General features: G+C 68.4%; 12 protein-coding genes. 5 read left to right on the top strand and 7 right to left on the bottom strand.

The features are described from left to right. Positions 1-30 precede the first annotated feature (30 nt). The gene (locus DELCS14_RS06535; protein ID WP_013800954.1) at positions 31-6,093 is read right to left on the bottom strand and encodes an MG2 domain-containing protein; all 6,063 of its coding nucleotides are present in this window, start codon (positions 6,091-6,093) and stop codon (positions 31-33) included. Positions 6,094-6,513: 420 nt separating this feature from the next. On the opposite strand from DELCS14_RS06535, the gene DELCS14_RS06530 reads away from it, so the two are divergent. Next, complete coding sequence (locus tag DELCS14_RS06530) at positions 6,514-7,839, top strand: hypothetical protein (RefSeq protein WP_013800953.1); 1,326 nt, start codon at positions 6,514-6,516, stop codon at positions 7,837-7,839. On the opposite strand, the gene DELCS14_RS06525 is transcribed toward DELCS14_RS06530, so the two are convergent. The 3 genes from DELCS14_RS06525 to argH are packed head-to-tail and all read right to left on the bottom strand — an operon-like array spanning position 7,840 to position 11,863. Continuing rightward, on the bottom strand, positions 7,840-9,336 hold the full coding sequence (locus DELCS14_RS06525) for a rhomboid family intramembrane serine protease (protein WP_013800952.1): 1,497 nt from the start codon (positions 9,334-9,336) through the stop codon (positions 7,840-7,842). It abuts the gene before it with no gap. Positions 9,337-9,357: 21 nt separating this feature from the next. Then, entirely contained in the window at positions 9,358-10,356 is a 999-nt protein-coding gene (locus DELCS14_RS06520; protein ID WP_013800951.1) for a Bug family tripartite tricarboxylate transporter substrate binding protein, read from the bottom strand. A 25-nt stretch (positions 10,357-10,381) separates the two neighbouring features. After that, the gene (gene argH, locus DELCS14_RS06515; protein ID WP_012207114.1) at positions 10,382-11,863 is read right to left on the bottom strand and encodes an argininosuccinate lyase; all 1,482 of its coding nucleotides are present in this window, start codon (positions 11,861-11,863) and stop codon (positions 10,382-10,384) included. A 150-nt stretch (positions 11,864-12,013) separates the two neighbouring features. Here argH and DELCS14_RS06510 point away from each other — a divergent pair, with 150 nt between their 5' ends. Both DELCS14_RS06510 and DELCS14_RS06505 read left to right on the top strand, forming a co-directional pair. Continuing rightward, complete coding sequence (locus tag DELCS14_RS06510) at positions 12,014-13,168, top strand: histidine kinase (RefSeq protein WP_013800950.1); 1,155 nt, start codon at positions 12,014-12,016, stop codon at positions 13,166-13,168. Continuing rightward, entirely contained in the window at positions 13,149-13,910 is a 762-nt protein-coding gene (locus tag DELCS14_RS06505; RefSeq protein WP_012207116.1) for a LytTR family DNA-binding domain-containing protein, read from the top strand. Before DELCS14_RS06510 ends, DELCS14_RS06505 begins: the two co-directional genes overlap by 20 nt. Before the next feature lie 185 nt (positions 13,911-14,095). Here DELCS14_RS06505 and DELCS14_RS06500 read toward each other — a convergent pair whose 3' ends face one another. Next, positions 14,096-15,583: an aminotransferase class V-fold PLP-dependent enzyme gene (locus tag DELCS14_RS06500; RefSeq protein ID WP_012207117.1), complete on the bottom strand. Its 1,488-nt coding sequence runs from the start codon at positions 15,581-15,583 to the stop codon at positions 14,096-14,098. A gap of 27 nt (positions 15,584-15,610) precedes the next feature. After that, complete coding sequence (locus DELCS14_RS06495) at positions 15,611-16,081, bottom strand: Rid family detoxifying hydrolase (protein WP_013800949.1); 471 nt, start codon at positions 16,079-16,081, stop codon at positions 15,611-15,613. Positions 16,082-16,728: 647 nt separating this feature from the next. On the opposite strand from DELCS14_RS06495, the gene DELCS14_RS06490 reads away from it, so the two are divergent. Beyond that, positions 16,729-18,141 (top strand): cache domain-containing protein, encoded by a 1,413-nt coding sequence (locus DELCS14_RS06490; RefSeq protein WP_012207119.1) that lies wholly within the window; start codon positions 16,729-16,731, stop codon positions 18,139-18,141. Next, positions 18,138-18,800, top strand: a complete 663-nt coding sequence (locus DELCS14_RS06485; protein ID WP_013800948.1) for a response regulator transcription factor — start codon at positions 18,138-18,140, stop codon at positions 18,798-18,800. The genes DELCS14_RS06490 and DELCS14_RS06485 overlap by 4 nt, the downstream gene beginning before the upstream one ends. Positions 18,801-18,828: 28 nt before the next feature. Here the strand turns inward: DELCS14_RS06485 and DELCS14_RS06480 are convergent, their stop codons facing one another. Then, a complete protein-coding gene (locus tag DELCS14_RS06480; protein WP_013800947.1) occupies positions 18,829-19,653 on the bottom strand; it encodes a ZIP family metal transporter in 825 nt (274 codons plus the stop codon). Between the last annotated feature and the right edge of the window lie 98 nt (positions 19,654-19,751).

Raw genomic sequence — 19,751 nt, 5'->3', positions numbered from 1 at the left:
CCCCCTTGTCAGGGCGCCATCAACGCTGCATCAGCGCTTGTCGCTCACCTTGATGCGGGCGTTGGGAACCTCGCCGAACATCTCGGGCGCATACAGCGCCTCCACCCGCGTGGGCGGCAGCGCGAAGTCGCCGGCATTGTTCAGCCGCACGGTGTACTCCACGCTCGTATTGCCCTTGGGCAGGTACTGGTAGTAGGCGCGGTAGGCCTCGAAGCTGCGCTCTTCATAAGCCAGCCAGCCCGCGCCTTCTGCGCGCTCGCCGCCCGAGGCGATCTCCGAGTCGCGCCCCAGGCCGCCGCCCAGGATGGTGGCGCCCGTGGGCACGGGGTCGGTGATGGCCACCCAGGTCATGTCGGTGCGGGCCTGCACCTCCAGCGTGACGCGCAGCACGTCGCCGCGCGAGTACTGGCCTGCGGGCAGGCTCTTGTCGGCCTGCTCCACGGGCTTGACCGTGCGCGTGACGGTGTAGCCGGCGCTGAACGGCGCCTTCAGCTGCACGGCCGCCACCGACTGCAGCGTGAGCCAGGGCTTGCCGGTGCCCTGCTGGGTCACCGTCAGCTGGCCCTTGCGGGCATCACCCACCGCGCTCCAGGGCAGGAACATGGTGTTGTTGCGCAGGCCGCCGACCACCGTGGTCGCGCCGAAGCTGGACGCCTGGTGCGCCGCGCCCTCGGTGTCGCTGGCGCGCATGCGCGTGACCTGGCTCCACTCCACGCGGGCCTGGGACGCGCCCAAAGCCGCCTGGGTGGCGCCCGTCACGGGCGTGGCCTCGAACTGCTGCGAGAAGCGCTGCAGTGCCAGCGCGCCCCACAGGTTGGCCGTGGTCGTGCCCCAGGCGCCGTTGCTCTGGCGCGAGATGAAGCCGTTGGCCAGGCGCGGCAGCTCTTCCTTCCACGTCGGGTCGTCCATGTTGACCAGCATCAGGCGGGCCAGGTTGACCTCGGGACCCTGCATCAGCCACCACCACTGGTCGTCCTGCTCATTGCTGAAGGCCACGCGCGTGCCCTGGTAGCTCAGGCGGGCGCGCAGGATCTGCTGGGCCTGGGCCAGCTGCTGTTCGCGCTGGGGCAGCTCGCGCATGTGCTTGAGCAGGGCCACCCAGTCGATGACGGCATGCGTGGGCCAGTCGTTGGGCGCGATGGTGATGCTGTCGAGCATGCGCGGATTGGCGCGGCCCGTCAGCGCCAGCGCCTGGATGGCGGCCAGCTTGCGCATGTCCAGATCCTTGCGCGGGCTCCAGAAGCTGCGCTGGATGCGGCCTTCGACGAAGGCGATCAGGCCGTTTTCCATGCGCTCGCGCTCGGCAGCCGGCAGCACGAAGCGCTTGTCCACGCCCTGTGCCAGTGCCGAGAGGTTGAGCAGGTGGGCCGTCAGCGTATCGCTGCCGCGGGCCGCACGGCCCGAACCGTCGCCTGCCAGCGGGAAGTAGCTGGCCAGGCCGTCGCCGTCCAAGTAGCTGGGCAGTTGGCCCATGGTGGACTGCCACAGCGTGGCGTCGCTCATGCCCACGGCCTTGCTGGTGACCTGCTCCAGGCAGCTGTAGGGATAGCGCGCCCACCAGTCGCGCACGCCCGGCAGGCCTTCGGCCAGCTTGGGCGCCAGCGACATGCGCAGGCCGCCCCGGCCGGACAGTGCATCGGCCGGCAGTTGCACGGGCAGGTTGATGCTGCCATCGACCTGCATCAGCGTGCCCTGCTGCACCGTCAGCGGCACGGCCGGGATGATGCGCTGGCTGACCTTCAGCCTGTCGCTGGCCGGCTTGTCACCGCCTGCGGTGTCGCGGGCCTCGATCTCCCAGATCAGCGCCTCGGCGCGCGTCTGGCCCAGCTGGGCCGGCGCCGTGACGTTCCAGGCCACCTCGCGCGCCTCGCCTGCGGGAATCTCCACGGTCTGCGCTGCCAGCTCCAGCAGCGTGGCACGCGGCGTGACCTGCACCTTCATGGCCTTGGCCGAGGTGTTGCGCAGCGTGACCATGGCACGGAACTGGTCCTCCTCGCGCACCAGCGGCGGCAGGCCGCTGATGATCTGCAGGTCCTGGGCCGTGCGGATGGGCGCCTGGCCCGTGCCGAACATCGACACGCCATGGTCGGCCACCGCCACCACCTGGAAGGTGGTCAGCGAGTCGTTGAGCGGCACGCTGACCTGGGCCTTGCCCTGGGCGTCCAGCACCACGCTCGGATTCCACAGCAGCAGCGTCTCGAACAGCTCGCGCGTCTGGCTGCGGCCACCGCCGCCGCCAGCGGCCACGGCCTTGCGGCCGTAGTGGCGCCTGCCGATCACCTCCATCTGCGCGGTCGATGTCTGCACGCCCCACTCGCGGCGGCGCAGCATGGCGTCGGCCAGCTGCCAGCTGGTGTTGGGCATGAGCTCCAGCAGGGCCTGGTCCACGACCGCCAGCGCCACCTCGGCGCCAGCGGCGGGCTTGCCGTCGGGCAGCGTGGCGCTGATGGTGACCTTGGCGGTGCCGCGCACTTGGTAGCTGGCCTGGTCGGCCGTGACCTTGACGTCGATGCGGTGGGCCTTGGTGCCCACGCGGATCTCGGCCATGCCCAGGCGGTAGGCGGGCTTGGACAGATCGACCAGGGCCGTGGGCGCGATGTACTCCTTGCCCTCGTGCCAGAAGGCGTTCCACCACTCGCGCGGCGCCTTGAAGCCCCAGGTGAAGAAGCTGTACCAGGGCACCTCGCGCAGCCGCCCGCGCAGGGCCAGCACGCTCACGTAGACGTTGGGGCCCCAGTCGGGCTGGACCTTCAGCTCCACGGTGGGGTTCTGGCCATTGAGCTGCATGACCTGGGTGCTGACGATGCCTTCGCGTTCCACGGCGACCAGGGCCGTCGCATAGCGGAAGGGCATGCGCACCTGGAAGCGCGCGGTCTCGCCGGGCTCGTAGCTGCGCTTTTCGGGCAGCACGTCCATGCGGTCATGGTCCTCGCCGCCGAACCACAGTTCGCCCTGGCGCGTGACCCAGACGCTGGAGGCGGCCTGGGCGGGCCGGCCGTCCTTGTCGGAGGCGGTGACGATCAGCTCCACCTCGCCGGGCTGCGACAGCTGGGCCTCGCACTGCACCATGCCCTGGGCATCGCTGTTGCCCGTGCACACCGTGCCCATGGACTTGAGCGTGGTCTGGTTGTCGTAGCTGTAGAAGCCCCCCACCAGGCGCTTGCGGCTGCTGGTGGTGACGCGGGAGATGGCCTCCACCTTGACCGGCACGCCGGCCTGGGGCTTGCCGTCCACGCCCAGCGCCAGCGCCTGGAACTGGAGCTTGCGGCCCGTGGTGATCCAGCTTTCGGCGCGCACGCCGGCCACGATGGCCGCGGGCCACAGCATCTGCGTGCTGCGCAGGGTCTGCACCTCGCCATTGGGATCGGCATAGGTGGCCTCGATCAGCAGCTCGCGCGGCTCGCGCAGCTTGGGCAGGTTCTCGATCTTGAGCTTGCCCAGTCCTTCACGGTCCAGCGTCACGGGCAGCTTGTCGGCCACCACCTTGCTGTCCTGGGAGGCCGTGGCCTCCTCGTCATCGCTCTGGCCCGTGTCCTGGGCGCTGCGCGGTGCCGAGAAGCTGAAGCCCTGCCAGTCGCTGCGGTCCATCCAGGTGGAGCGCACCAGGGCGGACACGCGCACCGGCAGGTTGGAGGCCGGGCCGCCGGAGACGTAGTTCACCTGCACCTGCACCGGCAGGCTGGAGACGCCGACCAGGGCCTGCTTGCCTTCGGGGCCCACACGGCCTTCGAGCACGGGCAGGCGGAATTCCTCGACACGGAAGCTGCCCGTGCCGAAGCGGTTGTTGCGCCCGCGCGAGCCATTGCCATCGCCGCGCAGCTCCACGGAATACGAACCGAGCTTGGCACCCTTGGGCACGGAGAAACTGTTTTCCGCACTCAGGCCGCCCGTGCCCGTGGAACGCCACTGCAGCGGCTGCGTGTACTGCTGGCCGCTGCCTTCATGGGTGATGACCAGTTGCGTGGGCCGCTGCTCGGGCAGCGCAAAGCCGCCCTGCCCCTGGCCGATGCCGGTCTGGGTACGCATCAGGTGCTTCATGGACACGGTCTCGCCGGCGCGCAGCAGCGTGCGGTCGAAAATGGTGTGGGCCACCTCGTCGCGCTGGGCGCTGCGGCTGGTGGGCACGTTGAAGCGCCAGGACTCGATGCCGCGCTGCCAGTCGCTCCAGGTGAAGGCCAGCTCCTGCTGGCCGTCCTTGCCCTGGGCGCGTGCGCTGACGAAGTAGGCCGGCGAGCGGTAGCCGACACCGCCCGTGCACTGGGGCGGCTCGGGCGACAGGCCTTCCAGGCGCGCCACGCCACTGGCGTCGGTGGTGGCCGAGGTCAGCACCTTGCCATTGCAGTCGGAGACCTGGATCTTGGCATTGGCCACGGCCTGGCCCTTGTCCAGCGTGGTCACCCAGGCGGCCGCGTTCTCGCGGCCGAGCTTGAAGTGCACGGACAGGTTGGTCACCAGGGCCGAGGTGCGCACATACATGCTGCGCGCCGAGCCGTAGCGCTCATCGAGCAGCGACTGGCCCAGCAGCGGCGAGGCGATCTCGACCACGTGAAAGCCCGGCGTGAGCGGAATGCCCACCACCTCGAAGGGGCGCGGATCGCCCTTGACGGGCTTGGGCAGCTCCAGCGTCTTGACGTCGCCCTGGCCGGCCAGCAGCGACAGCATGCGCGTCTGCACATAGTCGCGGTTTTCGTTGTCGATCACGGGCGGCAGCGGGCCCTTGATGTCGCGCGAGGCGCGCTTGCGGTCCATGTCGGAGGACTCGTAGTCGGCCACGCGGCGCATCCAGGCAATGATCTCGGCATCGCTGCCGGGCTGCTTGGTGCTCACGCGGCTGGCATCCAGGGACTTGGTGGCCAGCTCGGACTCCACATTGCGCAGCGTCACGGGCAGCAGGGCCGGGCCGTCCGGGCCTTCTGCATAGCGCTCGACGATGCCGAAGGGCGAAGCCGCGAACTTGGCCAGCGGCGGCAGCGCGCCCGTGGCCACCTGCAGCGGGAACATGTCGGCATTGCTCAGGCTGCGGCCTGCCGCGTCCTTGAACTGCGGAGGCAGCTCCACCGTATAGCGCGCCTGGGCCTGCATGGTGGCCGGGAAGCTCAGGTTCTGCACCAGCGAATCCTCGCTGAGCTTTTCGCCGTATTCGCCGTCGATCACGGGCGCCACCTTGGAGGCGCCGCTGCTCAGGCGAATGCCCTCGGCCAGCTTGCGCGGCACGGGGGCATTGAAGTTCAGGCGCATGGGGCGGATCGGCAGGCAGGCGGCCTGGGCGTTCTCGCGCTCGCAGCTGAACTCGGCCGCGAAGGGCTCGCGCACGCGGTACTCGAAGCGCTTGTCCTGGCGGCTGGCCACGCCATTGGGCGTGGCGATGCCGGCGCCAAAAACCAGCTTCATGGTCGTGCCCGCCGTCAGGCGGCGGTTGCAGGCCAGCGTGGCGTACTGCAGCGGGTTCTTGGCGGCGGCCTTGTCCCAGCCGCGGTGCTTGAGCAGCTCGTCGCGCTCCTTGCCGTCGATCAGGCGCACGGGAATGCGCTCGCCCACGCCTTCGGCCGTGCACCACATGTGCTGCTGCAGGCTTTGCACGGTGGCCGGGCCCGACAGGCGCAGCGCGAAGTACTGCTCCTCGTCGATCTGTTCATAGGTGTCGGGCGCCATGTCCAGCACGGCAGGGCCGCCGGTCTGGAACTGGTAGCTGGCAGCGCCCGTCACGGCCGTGCCCGCAGGCGACTTGTAGCCGGCCACCAGCTGGGCCGTGCAGCGCACGCCGGGCGGCAGGGCCTGCTTGAAGTCGAACACCCATTCCCGGTCGCTGTTCCAGCGGCCCGTGCCCTGGGTGGCCGCCACATCGCTGCAGCTGAGCGTGACCGGCGCGGCCGCCTTGGGGTCGCCAAAGCGCACGGCCGTGCCATCGAATTGCACCACCACCTGCTCGACCTTGGCCACCTCTCCCTGCGGGCTGAATTGGCGCACGCCCACGGCCTGCGCCGTCAGCGCCGCCGATCCCAGCAGCAGCCCCAACCCCCACCGGCTCCAGGGCCGGCTGTGCGCCGGAGCCCCCTGCAACCCACTGATCGCTTTCGTGCGAAGCACCCCCATGGCAATCCCTTCTGTCGGGCTCAGATGGCCCGCTGTTTTCTTGGAATGAGCAGGCTTTCAGCACTGCGACGCGAGCTGTCCGCATGACACGCTGCAAATGAAAAACCCTGCGCTGCAGGCAGGGCTCGGCGGCAAGGGCTGAAACAAGGCGCAGGCCTGTCGCCCGCATGCACCGAATGCAGGGCCGCATCCGCTGCGGCTGAAAACCACTGCGCGGGATGATACCGGCCCGCATCCGCTGCAGGCCCTGCTGCGGGTGCCCGGAACCGGGTCTGCGGTGTATCCGTCTGTAAGACATCGGCGCATCAACACGTCATATCCGTGCAATCACAGGGCTCACCTCCCACCACAGGCCCCGTCAGACTACATACAGCGTGCTGCCTATACTGCGCGGATACAACACAGGGAGAGAGTCCGTCCATGAAGCCGAACCACGTTGCCGTGCCTCAGCCGTTCTGGCACCGGATCAACCAGTTCTTCGCCTTTCCGTTCCAGTCACAGCCGCTGGGCTATGCGCTGCTGCTGTCGCTGGGCAGCCTGCTGTTCAAGGCGCTGTTCTTCCTGCCCGCACCCCTGGCCATCGGGCTGGTGCAGATCGGTATCCTGCTGGCCGCCAGCCGCTATGGTTTCAAGGTGGCAGCGCTGGGTTCGCAGGGCATATCGCGCGCTGCGGACTATCCTCGCCACCTGGACCCGGACTGGACCCATCTGCCCTGGAAGCTGTTCGCCATTTTGGTGGTGCACGGCATCATCGTCGGCTGGTGTGCGCGGGTGAGCCTGGGCATGGCGCAGTTGGCCCTGCTGCTGCTGTCCTTTTTGCTGCCGGCCAGCATCATCGTGCTGGTGCAGACGACGGGCTTTTTCTCCGCACTCAATCCGCTGCTGATCCTGGACACGGTGCGCATCATAGGCAAGCCCTATGCGCTGTTGTGCTTTTTTCTGTTTCTGTTGAGCAGCGGTGCGCAGATCGCCATGTCGCTGCTGCTGCCGCTGTTCAGCGGGCTGATCCTGCTGCCGCTGTTCAACTTCGCCATGATCTATTTCGGCTGGGTCATGGCCAGCCTGCTGGGCTATGTGATGTACCAGCACCATGAGGCTCTGGGCATCGACGCCGTGCCCCAGGCAGACAGCGGGCCCGACGGGGCGCCTGCGCGCACGCCCGAACAGATCGCCCGCCAGCAGCTGGACGAGGACGTGGCCGAGCACGTGGCCGCTGGCGACCTGGCCGCCGCGCTGGGCCTGGCCTACGAGGACCAGCGCACCCACCCCGACGACACGCATGCCCAGCGCCGCTACCACCGCTTGCTGCTGCTGTCGGACAAGACGGCCACGCTGCTGGACCACGGCCGGCGCTTCATCGCCCTGCTGCTGCGCCAGGGCCAGACCGCCGAGGCGCTCAAGGTGTTCCAGGCCTGCCGCGCCAAGGAAGCGAGCTTTGCGCTGGACGATGCCGACCAGACACTGGCCCTGGCGCGCAGCACCTGGCGCGCGGGCGATGCACAGGCGACGCTGACCCTGATCTCGGGCTTCGACAAACGCTTCAAGGGCCATGCCGCCGTGCCCCATGCCTATGAACTGGCGGCGCGCCTGATGCTGCAGGGCTTCGGGCGCCGGGACATGGCCCAGGGCATCCTGGCCACGCTGCAGGCGCGCCATCCCGACAGCGAGGCCACGCAGGAGGTGCGGTGGCTGCTGCGTGACCCGGAACCGGAACAGGGACCGGACCCGCGCCCGGCCCCGCACTGATCACGCCGTGGCCTGGGACCGGGCCTGCCCGTCGAGCAACAGCCGGGTCACGGCCTCATCGGGCGCCCAGCGCTGCAGTTGTGGCAGCCAGGCGCGGGCGCGCTGTGCCAGCCCCTGCTGCAGCAGGCCGTTGACCAGCAGGCACAGCGTCTCGCCCAGGCCCGGCTGGCCGGGTGCTGCCTGCAGCAGCGCGTGGCACAGCTTCTCGGCATCGTCGAACGCACGGGCACGCGTGAAGCGGCGCACCAGCCTGGCCATGTCCTCGGGCGCGATCCTGGCGCCTGGGCGGGCCAGGTCCAGGTAGATGCGGTAGCTGGCGTGCTGCCAGGCGAGGGTGGCGGCATCACGGGCCGGCAGCCTGAAGATGCGCCGGGCCGCACGGTGGAAGTCCTCGCTGGCAGGCGCATAGCGGGCTGCGGCAAACCAGGCGCGCAGCACCTCGGTGTCGGCAGGCCGCAGCTGGGCGGCGGCGCGCCAGGCGCGCAGGGCGCCCTCCATGTCCAGCGCCTGGCCCAGGCGTCGCGCGTTGGCGACATGCGTGTCGAAGCCATCGTCCGGCGCCGAATGGCGGCCCACCACCGCCGCCCGTGGCTTGCGGCGCAGATGCAGGGCCATCAGGGCTGCGCCCGTCAGCAGACCGCCCAGATGGGCCATGTAGTCCACGCCCCGGCCGCTGAAGAAGTGCTGCAGCACTTCATTCGCAATCCAGGCCGGCAACAGGATTAGGGCCGGTGCCGTGACGTAGTTGAAGTAGAAGAACAACTGGTAGAAAAAGCGGATGCGCCGCAGCCGGTACATGACGGCGTACATGCCCATCAGCGCTGCGACCGCGCCCGAAGCGCCCAGCCCGTGACCATAGACGCCCGCACCCCCATGGACCCAGGAGGACAGCAGCGAAGCCCCGACGGCCCCCAGCAGATAGAACAGCAGATAGGTGGCCCGCCCCAGTGCCAGCTCCACCGAAAAGCCGAACATGAAGAGAAACAGCATATTGCCGACCAGATGGCCCGTGCTGGCATGCAGGAAGGCCGACGTGATCCAGGTCACCGGGCGCAGCGGCGCGTCCTCGCCATAGTCCTGCGCCCAGCGCGTGGTGAAGGGCGGCGGCTGCAAGGCCTCGTAGCGGCTGCGGTCCGTCTGCCACTGCCCGTGCAGGGGATCGCTGGCCACAACGATCTGGCCGCTGCGCAGCAGCGCCAGGAAGGCGGGCTCCTGCTCCATGCGCTGCAGCAGCGGCTTGACCAGGCCCTTTTTCTGCAGCACCTTCGCCTGCTTGGCAATGGGCGAATCCGTGCGCTGCAGCCAGTCCACGAAGCGCGGCAACTCGATGCCCGGCAGCGCGCTGGCGGCATAGAACTGCGCCGCCGCCTGCTGGGCACGCTCCTCGGAGCGCTGCGGCCCGAAGAACACCAGCACGTTCACGAGGATGATCAGCAGCGTCATCCACGGCGGATTGCTCCAGCGGGGCCGGTCCTCCAGCGGAATCGCGTAGAACATGCGGGACCGCTGGACGCGCGCTTACTGCGGCTGGAAGCCGCTGGTCTGGATGATGCGTTTCCAGACCTGGGTATAGGCCTGCTCGCGCTCGGCCAGCTGTGCGGGCGGCATGTGGCCCACGGTCAGGCCCAGGGCGGTGAGCTGCTCGTGCACATCGGGCTGCTTGAGCACGGTGGCCACGGCGGCGGAGAAGCGGTCGATGAAGGCCTGGGGCGTGCCGCGCGGCGCGTAGATGCCGTAGTAGGGCGTGTCCTCGAAGCCCTTGACGCCCTGCTCGGCCAGCGTGGGCACTTCGGGCATGGTGGCCTGGCGGCGCGTACCCAGCACGCCGATCACGCGCAGCTTGCCGGCCTTGTGGTTTTCCATGAAGTCCTGCACCGAGGCGATGCCGGCCGGAATCTGGTTGCCCAGCATGTCGGCCAGCATGGGCGCGCTGCCCCGGTAGGGCGCGGCCACCAGGTCCAGCTTGTAGTGCTCGCCCAGCAGCCTGACCAGGAATTCCGGCGTGGACGCGGGCGCGGGAATGCCGATGCTGCCGCGCTTTGCGCCCTGGCGCACCCACTCCACATACTCGGCAAGGTTGCGCGCCGGCGTGTTGGCGGAGACCGCCAGCGCGTTCACGAAGGTGGCAAAGCCGGCCACGGGAACGAAGTCATGGCCAGGGTCGAAACCCGGCTTCTTCACCACCTGGGGCAGGATGGAGATGGTGTGGTCGTGCGTGAGGAACAGCGTGTGACCATCGGCCGCAGCCGCCTTGAGCTGCTGCGCCGCGATCTGCCCGCCCGCGCCGGGGCGGTTGTCCACCAGCACCGTGGTGCCCAGCACGTCCTTGAGCCGGTCGGCCAGCAGGCGTGCGATGGCATCCGTGCCGCCGCCCGGCGGAAAGCCCACCAGGATGCGGATGGCCTGCCCGGGCTGTGCCCAGGCCAGCGGAGCCAGGGCCGACGAGGCGGCAACGGCAGTCACTGCGCCGGCGGCGCGCAGCGCCCCGGTCAGCAGTTGGCGGCGGGAAGATGTCATGGCGCGGCTCCGGCGAACGGGGGGATCAGCCCAGGCGTGCGTTCAGGCGTGCATTCAAGCGCGCCTGGTGGCCTGCGAGCTGCTTGCGCACCTGAGCCGGCGCCGTGCCGCCCAGGGTGTTGCGCGCATTGAGCGAGCCTTCCAGGCTGAGCGCCTCGAAGACATCGGCCTCGATGCCGGGGTTGAAGGCCTGCAGTTCGGCCAGCGGCAGCTCGGTCAGGTCCACGCCCTTTTGCGAGGCCAGCTTGACGGCATGGGCCACGGTCTCGTGCGCGTCGCGGAAGGGCAGGCCCTTCTTGACCAGGTAGTCGGCCAGGTCGGTGGCGGTGGCGTAGCCCTTGAGTGCGGCGGCACGCATGGCTTCGGCGTTGACGGTGATGCCGCCCTTCTTGCCGCCCGTGGCCGGGTCGGCCTGGCCGCCGATCATCTCGGCGAAGATGCGCAGCGTGTCCTTCAGGGTGTCCACGGTGTCGAACAGCGGCTCCTTGTCTTCCTGGTTGTCCTTGTTGTAGGCCAGGGGCTGGCCCTTCATCAGGGTGATCAGGCCCATCAGGTGGCCGACCACGCGGCCGGTCTTGCCGCGTGCCAGTTCGGGCACGTCGGGGTTCTTCTTCTGCGGCATGATCGACGAGCCCGTGGTGAAGCGGTCGGCGATGCGGATGAAGCCGAAGTTCTGGCTCATCCAGATGATCAGCTCTTCGGACAGGCGGCTCACGTGCACCATGCACAGGCTGGCGGCCGAGGTGAATTCGATGGCGAAGTCGCGGTCGCTGACGCCGTCCAGCGAGTTCTGGCAGACGCCTTCCATGCCCAGGGTGCGGGCCACGCGCTCGCGATCCAGCGGGTAGGTGGTGCCGGCCAGGGCCGCGCTGCCCAGCGGCAGCACGTTGACGCGGCGGCGCAGGTCCAGCATGCGCTCGGCGTCGCGCTTGAACATTTCCACATAGGCCAGCAGGTGGTGGGCAAAGCTCACGGGCTGGGCCACCTGCAGGTGGGTGAAGCCGGGCAGGATCACGTCCACGTTCTTCTCGGCCACTTCGACCAGGGACAGCTGCAGCTCGCCGAGCAGGCCTTCGATGAGGTCGATCTCGCCGCGCAGCCACAGGCGCACGTCGGTGGCCACCTGGTCATTGCGGCTGCGGCCCGTGTGCAGGCGCTTGCCGGCGTCGCCGACCAGCTGGGTCAGGCGGGCCTCGATGTTCAGGTGCACGTCTTCCAGGTCGAGCTTCCACTCGAACTGGCCGGACTCGATTTCCTGCGTGATCTGCGCCATGCCCTTGCGGATGGACTCGTGGTCGGCGGCGGCGATGATGCCCTGGGCCGCCAGCATCTCGGCATGCGCCAGGCTGCCCGTGATGTCGGCCTGCCACAGGCGCTTGTCGAAGAACACGCTGGAGGTATAGCGCTTGACCAGATCGCTCATCGGCTCTTCAAAGAGAGCGGACCAGGCCTGGGCCTTGGTGTCGAGCTGGTTGTGCGAGGCGGACGTTGGTTGATTGGCAGACATGTGAGGACGCGATCTTCGATTAGGCGGTGCAGGCGGTGGGCGGCACGCCCCCCGCGCGGGCAGGAAGCGAAGATTCTATCGACCTGGGCGGCGCCACGCCCGTGCAGGGGCCTGCATGGGCGGTGTGACCGCTGTGCAGGCCCGCCCGGCATGACCATAATCCGGGCATGCGGCGCGAACCCCACCCGCCGAAACACTACCTGCCGCCCCTTGCCGACCCAGCCGACCCCCACCACCGCCCCTTCGCCCCTGCCTGCGGCGCTGGTCTTCGACGCCTGCAACGTCGGCGTGGTGCTGCGCGCCGTGCTCTTCGTGCAGGCCGTGGCGGCCACGGCTGCGATGTTCGGCGCCGACTCGCTGCTGCAGTGGCTGGAGAACATGGCCCTGCTGACCGGCGCCAGCCTGCCCGGCACCCTGGTCTGGCTGGTGGCGGCCTGCCTGCTCAAGCATCCGCTGCAGCGCCTGCCGTCCACCGGGCAGTACGCGGCCGGCGTGCTGCTGGGCATGGCGGCCGGGCTGTATGCCTGCGCCATGCTGCAACTGGCCGGCGGCACCAGCGCCCCCTGGCTGGCCAGCGCCATGTCCGGCGGACTGCTGGCGGCCCTGCTGGTAGCCGCCCTGGTGCTGCGCGCACGCGGCCACACCCCCGCCGACACGCAGGCGCGGCTGGCCGAGCTGCAGTCGCGCATACGTCCGCATTTCCTGTTCAACACGCTCAACAGCGCCATCGCACTGGTGCGTGCCGAGCCCGCCAAGGCCGAGGCCCTGCTGGAAGACCTCAGCGACCTGTTCCGCTACGCGCTGGCCGAGCCGCACAGCACGACCACGCTGGCCGAGGAGATCGAGCTGGCCCAGCGCTACCTGGCCATCGAGCAGGTGCGCTTCGGCGAACGGCTGCAGGTGCGCTGGCAACTGGACCCTGCCGCCCACGGCGCCCTGCTGCCGCCGCTGCTGCTGCAGCCGCTGGTGGAAAACGCCATACGCCATGGCGTGGAGCCCAGCGCACGCGGCGGCAAGCTGCAGGTGCGCACCGAGCGCCGTGGCGATCTGGTGGAGGTGCGCATCACCAACACCCTGCCCACCGAGATCGATTCCGCCAGCGCAGCTGGCACGCGCGGCAACGGCATTGCGCTGGCCAATGTGCGCGCCCGGCTGTCGCTGCTGCACGACCTGCAGGCCCACCTCACGGCGCGCACGCTCAAGGGCCATTTCGTGGTGCGCATCAGCCTGCCGCTGGCTGCGCCTGCCAGCCACCCCACGAAGGCCGTATCGAAGAAGAAGGACCATGCACATCCTGATCGTTGACGACGAAGCCCTGGCCCGCGCGCGACTGCGCACCCTGCTGGCCGATGTGGAAGCCTGCACGGGCACCGGCCCGCACCAGGTCAGTGAAGCGGCAGACGCGCGCCAGGCCATGGCCGTGCTGCAGGCGCCGGGCCCGCGCGCCGTGGAACTGGCGCTGCTGGACATCCACATGCCGGGCCAGGACGGCCTGGCCCTGGCGCACGCACTGCGCCGCCTGCCGCTGCCGCCTGCCGTGGTCTTCGTCACCGCCCATGCCGGCCATGCGGTCGAGGCCTTCGACCTGGACGCCGCCGACTACCTGACCAAGCCCGTGCGCCGCGAGCGCCTGCAGCAGGCCCTGGCCAAGGCCGCACGCACGGCGGTGCACCAGACGGCCGAGCGCGACAGCGGCCCCGTGCTGCTGATACAGGACCGGGGCACCACCGTGCGCCTGCCCCTGTCCGAAGTGCTCTACCTCAAGGCCGAACAGAAATACGTGACCGTGCGCACCGTGGGCCGCAGCTACATCCTCGACGGCGCCCTGGCCGACCTGGAAACCCGCCACGCCGACCACCTGCTGCGCGTGCACCGCAACGCGCTGGTGGCCCGCAGCGCCCTGCGCGCCCTGGAACGCCACGACGACCCCACCGAAGGCGAAGGCTGGGCCCTGCGCCTGCACGGCATCCCCGAACTGCTCATGGTCTCGCGCCGCCAGCTCCCCCAGGTCCGCGCCGCCATCCGCGACGAAGGACAGCCCGGCTGAGGCGCAGGGCTCAAGAAGCCCGGCCCAAGACAGCCCCCTGCGCCAGAAAGCACGCCCCCAACACAAGCATGGCCCAACGCGAGGGACTCCGAGCAAGGGCCTATGCCGGCCGCGCCGCCCCGCAGCGAGGGTGTCGTCCCCCTCCGCGAAGCGAGAAGGGGGAAGCCGCGAAGCGGCTCAGGGGGTCAAGCCATCTTTCTAGACAGATCCCACATCGCATCCACCAGCAGATCGACGTCCCGCGCGTCATGCCACAGGTGCGTGGAGACGCGCACGCCGTAGTGGTCTGCCGCCGCGCCGATCACGGGGAAGTTGGAGTTGCGGATCACGAAGCCCTGCGGATAGTCGCTGAGCATGCGCGCCACGAAGGTCGATGACTTGGTCCCGTTCATCACGTCGTCCTTGTTCTGGAACGGGTTGAAGCAGGTCAGCGCCGACAGCAGCTTGGGATCGTCCTTGGGCGAGTACAGCGAGTCCACGCCCCAGCGCTCGACGATCTTTTCCTTGAGGTAGGACGACAGCGTCAGGTCATAGGTCTCGATCTTCTTGCGGCCGATGCTGTCCCACTGCGCGCAGGCCTGGGCCAGCGCCATGAACATGGGCGTGTGCACGCTGCCGCAGGAGGTGACCGAGGCGGCGATGTCGTAGGTCTCCTTGGCCGTGGTCGTGCGCTCCAGCGCCGGGTAGGCGCTGGTGTGCACCGGGTACCACTTGGGCAGGGGCAGCGGGTTGGAGGCGCGCATCTTGTTGCGGATGATGAGGATGCCCGTCGAGCCCGGGCCGCACTGCCACTTGTGGCCCGCGCCGGACATGAAGTCCATGCCCAGCTCCGCATAGTTGTAGGCCATCATGCCCGGCAGGTGGGCGCCGTCCACGATGCTGATCAGGCCATGCGCCTTGACCACGCCCATCAGGTCGGCAATGGGCAGCATGGTGCCGGTCTTGTAGGTGGGCGAGGACCACATCATGGCGCGCACGCGCTTGCCCTGGGCCTTGAGCGCGCGGATGCGCTCGTCGAACAGGTTCACGTAGGTGGCCGCCGTCTGGTTGTTGCCCACGGGCAGCGCAATGCGCGAGACCTCGATGCCGTAGCGGTCCTGGGCGATCTTCAGGGGCGTGTCGCCGCCGCCGTGCTCGTGGTTGGTGGTGACCACCACGTCGCCACGCTGCCAGTCGATGCCCAGGATGGCATGGCACATGCCCGAGGAAGTGTTGGCCGAGAAGGCCAGTTCGTCGGCATCCACGCCAAAGCCCGGCGCCACCTGCTTGCGCAGGTCCAGCAGGTTGCTGTAGCCGTTGCCAGAGTCGGCGGCCTTCTTGCGGTTTTCGGTATCGAACACGTCGAGCACCAGCTTGGGCATGGAGCCGGCCGTGCCGATGTTCATGTAGGTCTTCTCGGGCTTGAGGATGAACATGCTCTGCACGTCGGTCCAGAAGGCTTCGTCGCGCATGAGCTGCTCGCGCAGCGCGGCCGCCGAGGTCTGGGCGTTGCCGCTGCCGCAGGCGGCCAGCAGCGGGCCCAGCGTGGCGGCGCCGGTGCCGTAGCCCAGCATGCGCAGGAAGTCGCGGCGCTTGGAAGTCCAGCGCGCGGGATAGCCGGATTCGCCGGCGGCCGCAGTGGCGGTCAGGGATGTGGCCTGCTCGGCCGCGATCTGGGGGTGTCGTGCGTTCATGCGGTCCTCCTGTCGTTGCGCAAGCGGTCAGCGGCGGCCGACGATGGCCGAGATTTCGATCTTCACATCGCGCGGCAGGCGCGCCACCTCCACCGTGGCCCGAGCGGGGGCGCCGGTCTTGAAGTACTCGCCATAGACCTTGTTCATGGCGGCGAACTCGTTGAGGTCCTTCATGAAGACCGAGGTGGACAGCACATCCTCATAGCCCAGTCCCTGGGACTTGAGCTTGGCGCCGATGTGGTCGAGCACGGCACGCGTCTGCTCTTCGATGGTGGCGCCCTGGATGGCCGTGCCCTGTGCGTTCAGCGGCAGCACGCCCGAGAAGTAGATGGTGTTGCCATGCGCCACCATCTGCGAGTACGGGCCGATGGCCGGGTAGATCTGCGTGGTGGACAGCACCTCGCGCTTGTTGGGCGCAGCGCAACCCACCAGCGCCGCCGCCACCACCGCCACCCCGCATGCCAGCGCCATGCGCCCCAGGTTCGTTCGAATATCCATGGTATTGCCCTTCTCAAACAAAAATACAAGCTGCCACTGCCGTGCCACGCATTACTGCATTGGCGTTATGGAAACACTTTGTCACCATTAGCCCAGTCCTCAGAGGTGACTTGAATCATCGATACAAAATGATTCGAATTCGTGATTTCACGGAGAAATTCTAGGCAGGGATCTGGGGCATTCGATAATGAATTTTCCCCTACGCACCACTACGCACACGGACCCACGCAGTGCTACGCAGCCCTTCAACATTCTTTGAAAACAATGGTTTGGCACGGAATCTGCTCAACAGCAAGCAGCACATCAGGCATCAGAGGGACGGCGCACCACAATACGGCAAAACGATTATCCAAAACCCCAAAAAGGGGAGTACGCACCAAGAAAATGCATCTCGGATTTCCAGTATCCATGGGATATTGTTTCGCACCCAAAAACTATTTTCCATGGTGTTTCCCTTGGGATATTCAAACGCCTTTTCACGCGCGCGTGAATCTGCGTGGATATACGGGGCGCGCAGGCCATTGGAAAATACAGCGCCTGCCATTCAAAGGCCGCCGCCCTGGCGCTGGCGGCATGCGCGCAAGCCCTGTTGACAAGGCCCGGCCACTGGGCGGAAAAGATCGTCGGTGCACCCCACACAGGCTTCCATGCAACTTCCGCTGAAACTTGCACTTCTGTCGATTGCCGCCATCGCGCTCGCCCTGGGCCTGGTCGCGGCGACCGTGCAGCACCAGACCCTGGAGCTGGCCCACCAGGAACGGGAACTGGTCGAGACCGCCTACCTGCACAGCAAGGAGACGGAGCTGCGCCACTACGTCCAGCTGGCGACCACGGCGCTGACGCGCATCAAGTCCAGCGGCGAGGAGCAATCCGTGCAGCGGCGCCAGGCGCTGGAGATGCTGTCGCGCATGCAGTTCGGCGAGGACGGCTACTTCTTTGTCTACGACGAACACGGCAACGTGCTGCTGGATGCGCGCCAGATGGGCCTGTCGGGCGTGGACCTGTGCGATCCCAACAGCCCCGGCGGCGCAGGACCCGCCAGGATCATCCTGGACGCCGCGCGCAGCGGCGGCGGCCTGGTGCGCTACCAGTGGCAAAAACCGTCGTCGCTGCGTACCGAGGCCAAGCTTGCCTATGTGGCCACGGTGCCCGAATGGGGCTGGTCGCTGGGCACGGGCCTGTACCTGGACGATGTGGAGCAGGCGCTGCGCCAGATCGACGAAAGCGCCCAGGCCAACATCGCGGCCACGCGCTGGCGCATCTTCGGCATTGCGGCGCTGTGCATCGTGCTCATCGGCGTGGCGGGGCTGGTGTTCAATCTCAGCGATCACCGCGTGTCCAGCAACAAGCTGCAGCGGCTGGCCCAGCGCGTGGTGCATTCGCAGGAAGAGGAACGCACGCGCGTGGCGCGCGACCTGCATGACGGCGTGGTGCAGGTGCTGGTCTCCTCCAAGTTCCTGCTGGAGACGGCCCAGGCCCAGCTCAGGCGGCTGGCCGCGCAGGACCCGGCCACGGCCCAGCGCATGGTGGACCAGGGCCTGGAGCAGCTCAACCACGCACTGGTGGAGATACGGCGCGTCTCCCACGGCCTGCGCCCCGCCCTGCTGGACGACCTGGGCCTGGCACCGGCCCTGGCGCTGATGAGCCAGCAGATGCAGGCCGAGGACGGCCTGCGCATGCAGTTCGGCTGCCGGGGCGAGACGCGCTTTCTGCCGCCCAGCCATGCCACGGCCCTGTTCCGCGTGGCCCAGGAGGCCGTGACGAATGCGCAAAACCATGCCCAGGCCACGCGCATCGATGTCAGCCTGCACTTTCAGCGCCGCCGCGTGGTGCTGCAGGTCAGCGACGACGGCCAGGGCTTCGACATGCGCCGCGTGCAGCGCGACCGCCAGGGCGGCATCGGCCTGCGCAACATGCGCGAGCGCATCGAAGGCCTGGGCGGCCATCTGTCCATCAGTTCGGGGCGCCGGGGCACCCGGCTGGTCGCCGTGCTCTACCGCGATGGCGGCATGCCGCTGTCTCCCTCACCGGAATTCGAACTCCCACGGGCCGCTGCATGAACCCCATGATCCGCATCCTCCTGGTGGACGACCACCCTCTCGTGCGCGACGGCGTGTCCATGCGCCTGCAGGCCACGGACCATATCCGTGTGGTGGGCGAGGCCGCCAGCGTGGACCAGGCCCTGCCGCTGGCCCGCGAGCTGTCGCCCGACCTGGTGGTCACCGACATCCGCATGCCGGGCGCCAGCGGTATCGACCTGGCCGCGCTGTTCCGCGATCAGTTCCCGCTGGTGCGCGTGCTGGTGCTGTCCATGCATGAGGATCCCGAATACGTGCGCCGCGCCGTGGCGCTGGGCGCACGCGGCTATGTGCTCAAGGACGCGCCTGCACAGCAGCTCATCGAGGCCATAGACCGGGTCTACGCCGGCGGCCTGTATTTCAGCCCCGGCCTGCAACCTGTGGCCGAGGAAGACGGCAGCGCCTCCGGGCCCCGGCGCGCCCTCACGCCGCGCGAGGCCAGCGTGCTGCAGTGGATCTCGGAGGGCCGCTCCAACAAGGAAATCGCCGCGCTCATGGGCACCTCGGTGCGTACCGTGGAAACCCATCGCCTGCACCTGCGCCGCAAGCTGCGCATTGACGGCCATGCGGCCTTCATCAAGTACGCGGTGGATTACGCCGACCTGCTGGGGCCGGCACCCCAGGAGGCCCGCGCAGGCTAGGACCCGCGCCTCAGCCTCAACATCAGCCTCAGTGCGCGTGCGCCGCGCGGCTGACCACGGTGACCAGCACGATGCCCAGCATCAGCCAGCCCACCTGGGCCACGGTCTCACGCGCGCTCAGGCGCTTTTGCAGCTGGGGAATCAGGTCGGCCAGCGCCACGTAGATGAAGCTGCTGGAGGCCACGGCCAGGAAGTACGGCAGCAGTTCCTGCAGCTGTCCCACCAGGAAATAGCCGCCAATGCCGCCCAGCGTGGTCACGGCTCCGGCCATGGACACCTTGATCAGCGCCACGCGCCGGTTGGAGCTGGACTGGCGCAGCACCACGATGTCGCCCATGTGGTGCGGCACCTCGTGGGCCAGCACCGATACCGCCGCGATCAGCCCCAGGCGCATGTCGGCCATGAAGGCGGAGGCGATCAGCACGCCATCGCCGAAGCAGTGCACGCTGTCGCCGGTCAGCACGGCCCAGCCGCCGTGGCGGTGGCCGTGATGGTGATCATGGGAATGGTCATGGGTGTGGCCCTGGTGATCGTGATGTTCGTGCTCATGGGCCGGCGGCGCGCCGTGCTCATGCCCGTGGTGCCACAGCTCGGCCTTGGACAGCAGGAAAAAGAACACCAGGCCCACCAGCAGCGTCACGAACAGGTCATGCGCCCCGGCCTCGCTCTCGAAGGCCTCGGGCAAGAGGTGCATGAAGGCCGTGGCCAGCAGCGCGCCCGCCGCCAGGCTCAACAGCCGCTGCGGCATCATGCCCGGCGAGCGATTGCCTCCCAGCCCCATCAACAACGCGGCCACCCAGACGCTGCCAATACCGGCGGCCAGGGTGGCCAGAATGATTGCTACCAATGTCATAGCGATTTGTGCTTCAACCGTATGCCCTTGCAGGCGAAACCCGCGAATTCTCGCAGAAAGACAGGACCCATCGCAGCCGTGGCCTGCGATCCCATGAA

The sequence above is a fragment of the Delftia sp. Cs1-4 genome, from assembly GCF_000214395.1.
GTDB classification, from domain to species: Bacteria; Pseudomonadota; Gammaproteobacteria; order Burkholderiales; family Burkholderiaceae_C; genus Comamonas; species Comamonas acidovorans.
This window is presented reverse-complemented; position numbering and strand designations above follow the sequence as displayed.

Excerpts from the sequence above, each read along its gene's own strand:
- DELCS14_RS06485 (WP_013800948.1), top strand. The coding sequence starts at position 18,138 with ATGAACCCCATGATCCGCATCCTCCTGGTGGACGACCACCCTCTCGTG.
- DELCS14_RS06510 (WP_013800950.1), top strand. The coding sequence starts at position 12,014 with ATGACCATAATCCGGGCATGCGGCGCGAACCCCACCCGCCGAAACACT.
- DELCS14_RS06525 (WP_013800952.1), bottom strand. The coding sequence starts at position 9,336 with ATGTTCTACGCGATTCCGCTGGAGGACCGGCCCCGCTGGAGCAATCCG.
- DELCS14_RS06490 (WP_012207119.1), top strand. The coding sequence starts at position 16,729 with ATGCAACTTCCGCTGAAACTTGCACTTCTGTCGATTGCCGCCATCGCG.
- DELCS14_RS06535 (WP_013800954.1), bottom strand. The coding sequence starts at position 6,093 with ATGGGGGTGCTTCGCACGAAAGCGATCAGTGGGTTGCAGGGGGCTCCG.
- DELCS14_RS06500 (WP_012207117.1), bottom strand. The coding sequence starts at position 15,583 with ATGAACGCACGACACCCCCAGATCGCGGCCGAGCAGGCCACATCCCTG.
- DELCS14_RS06480 (WP_013800947.1), bottom strand. The coding sequence starts at position 19,653 with ATGACATTGGTAGCAATCATTCTGGCCACCCTGGCCGCCGGTATTGGC.
- DELCS14_RS06530 (WP_013800953.1), top strand. The coding sequence starts at position 6,514 with ATGAAGCCGAACCACGTTGCCGTGCCTCAGCCGTTCTGGCACCGGATC.
- DELCS14_RS06505 (WP_012207116.1), top strand. The coding sequence starts at position 13,149 with ATGCACATCCTGATCGTTGACGACGAAGCCCTGGCCCGCGCGCGACTG.
- DELCS14_RS06495 (WP_013800949.1), bottom strand. The coding sequence starts at position 16,081 with ATGGATATTCGAACGAACCTGGGGCGCATGGCGCTGGCATGCGGGGTG.
- argH (WP_012207114.1), bottom strand. The coding sequence starts at position 11,863 with ATGTCTGCCAATCAACCAACGTCCGCCTCGCACAACCAGCTCGACACC.
- DELCS14_RS06520 (WP_013800951.1), bottom strand. The coding sequence starts at position 10,356 with ATGACATCTTCCCGCCGCCAACTGCTGACCGGGGCGCTGCGCGCCGCC.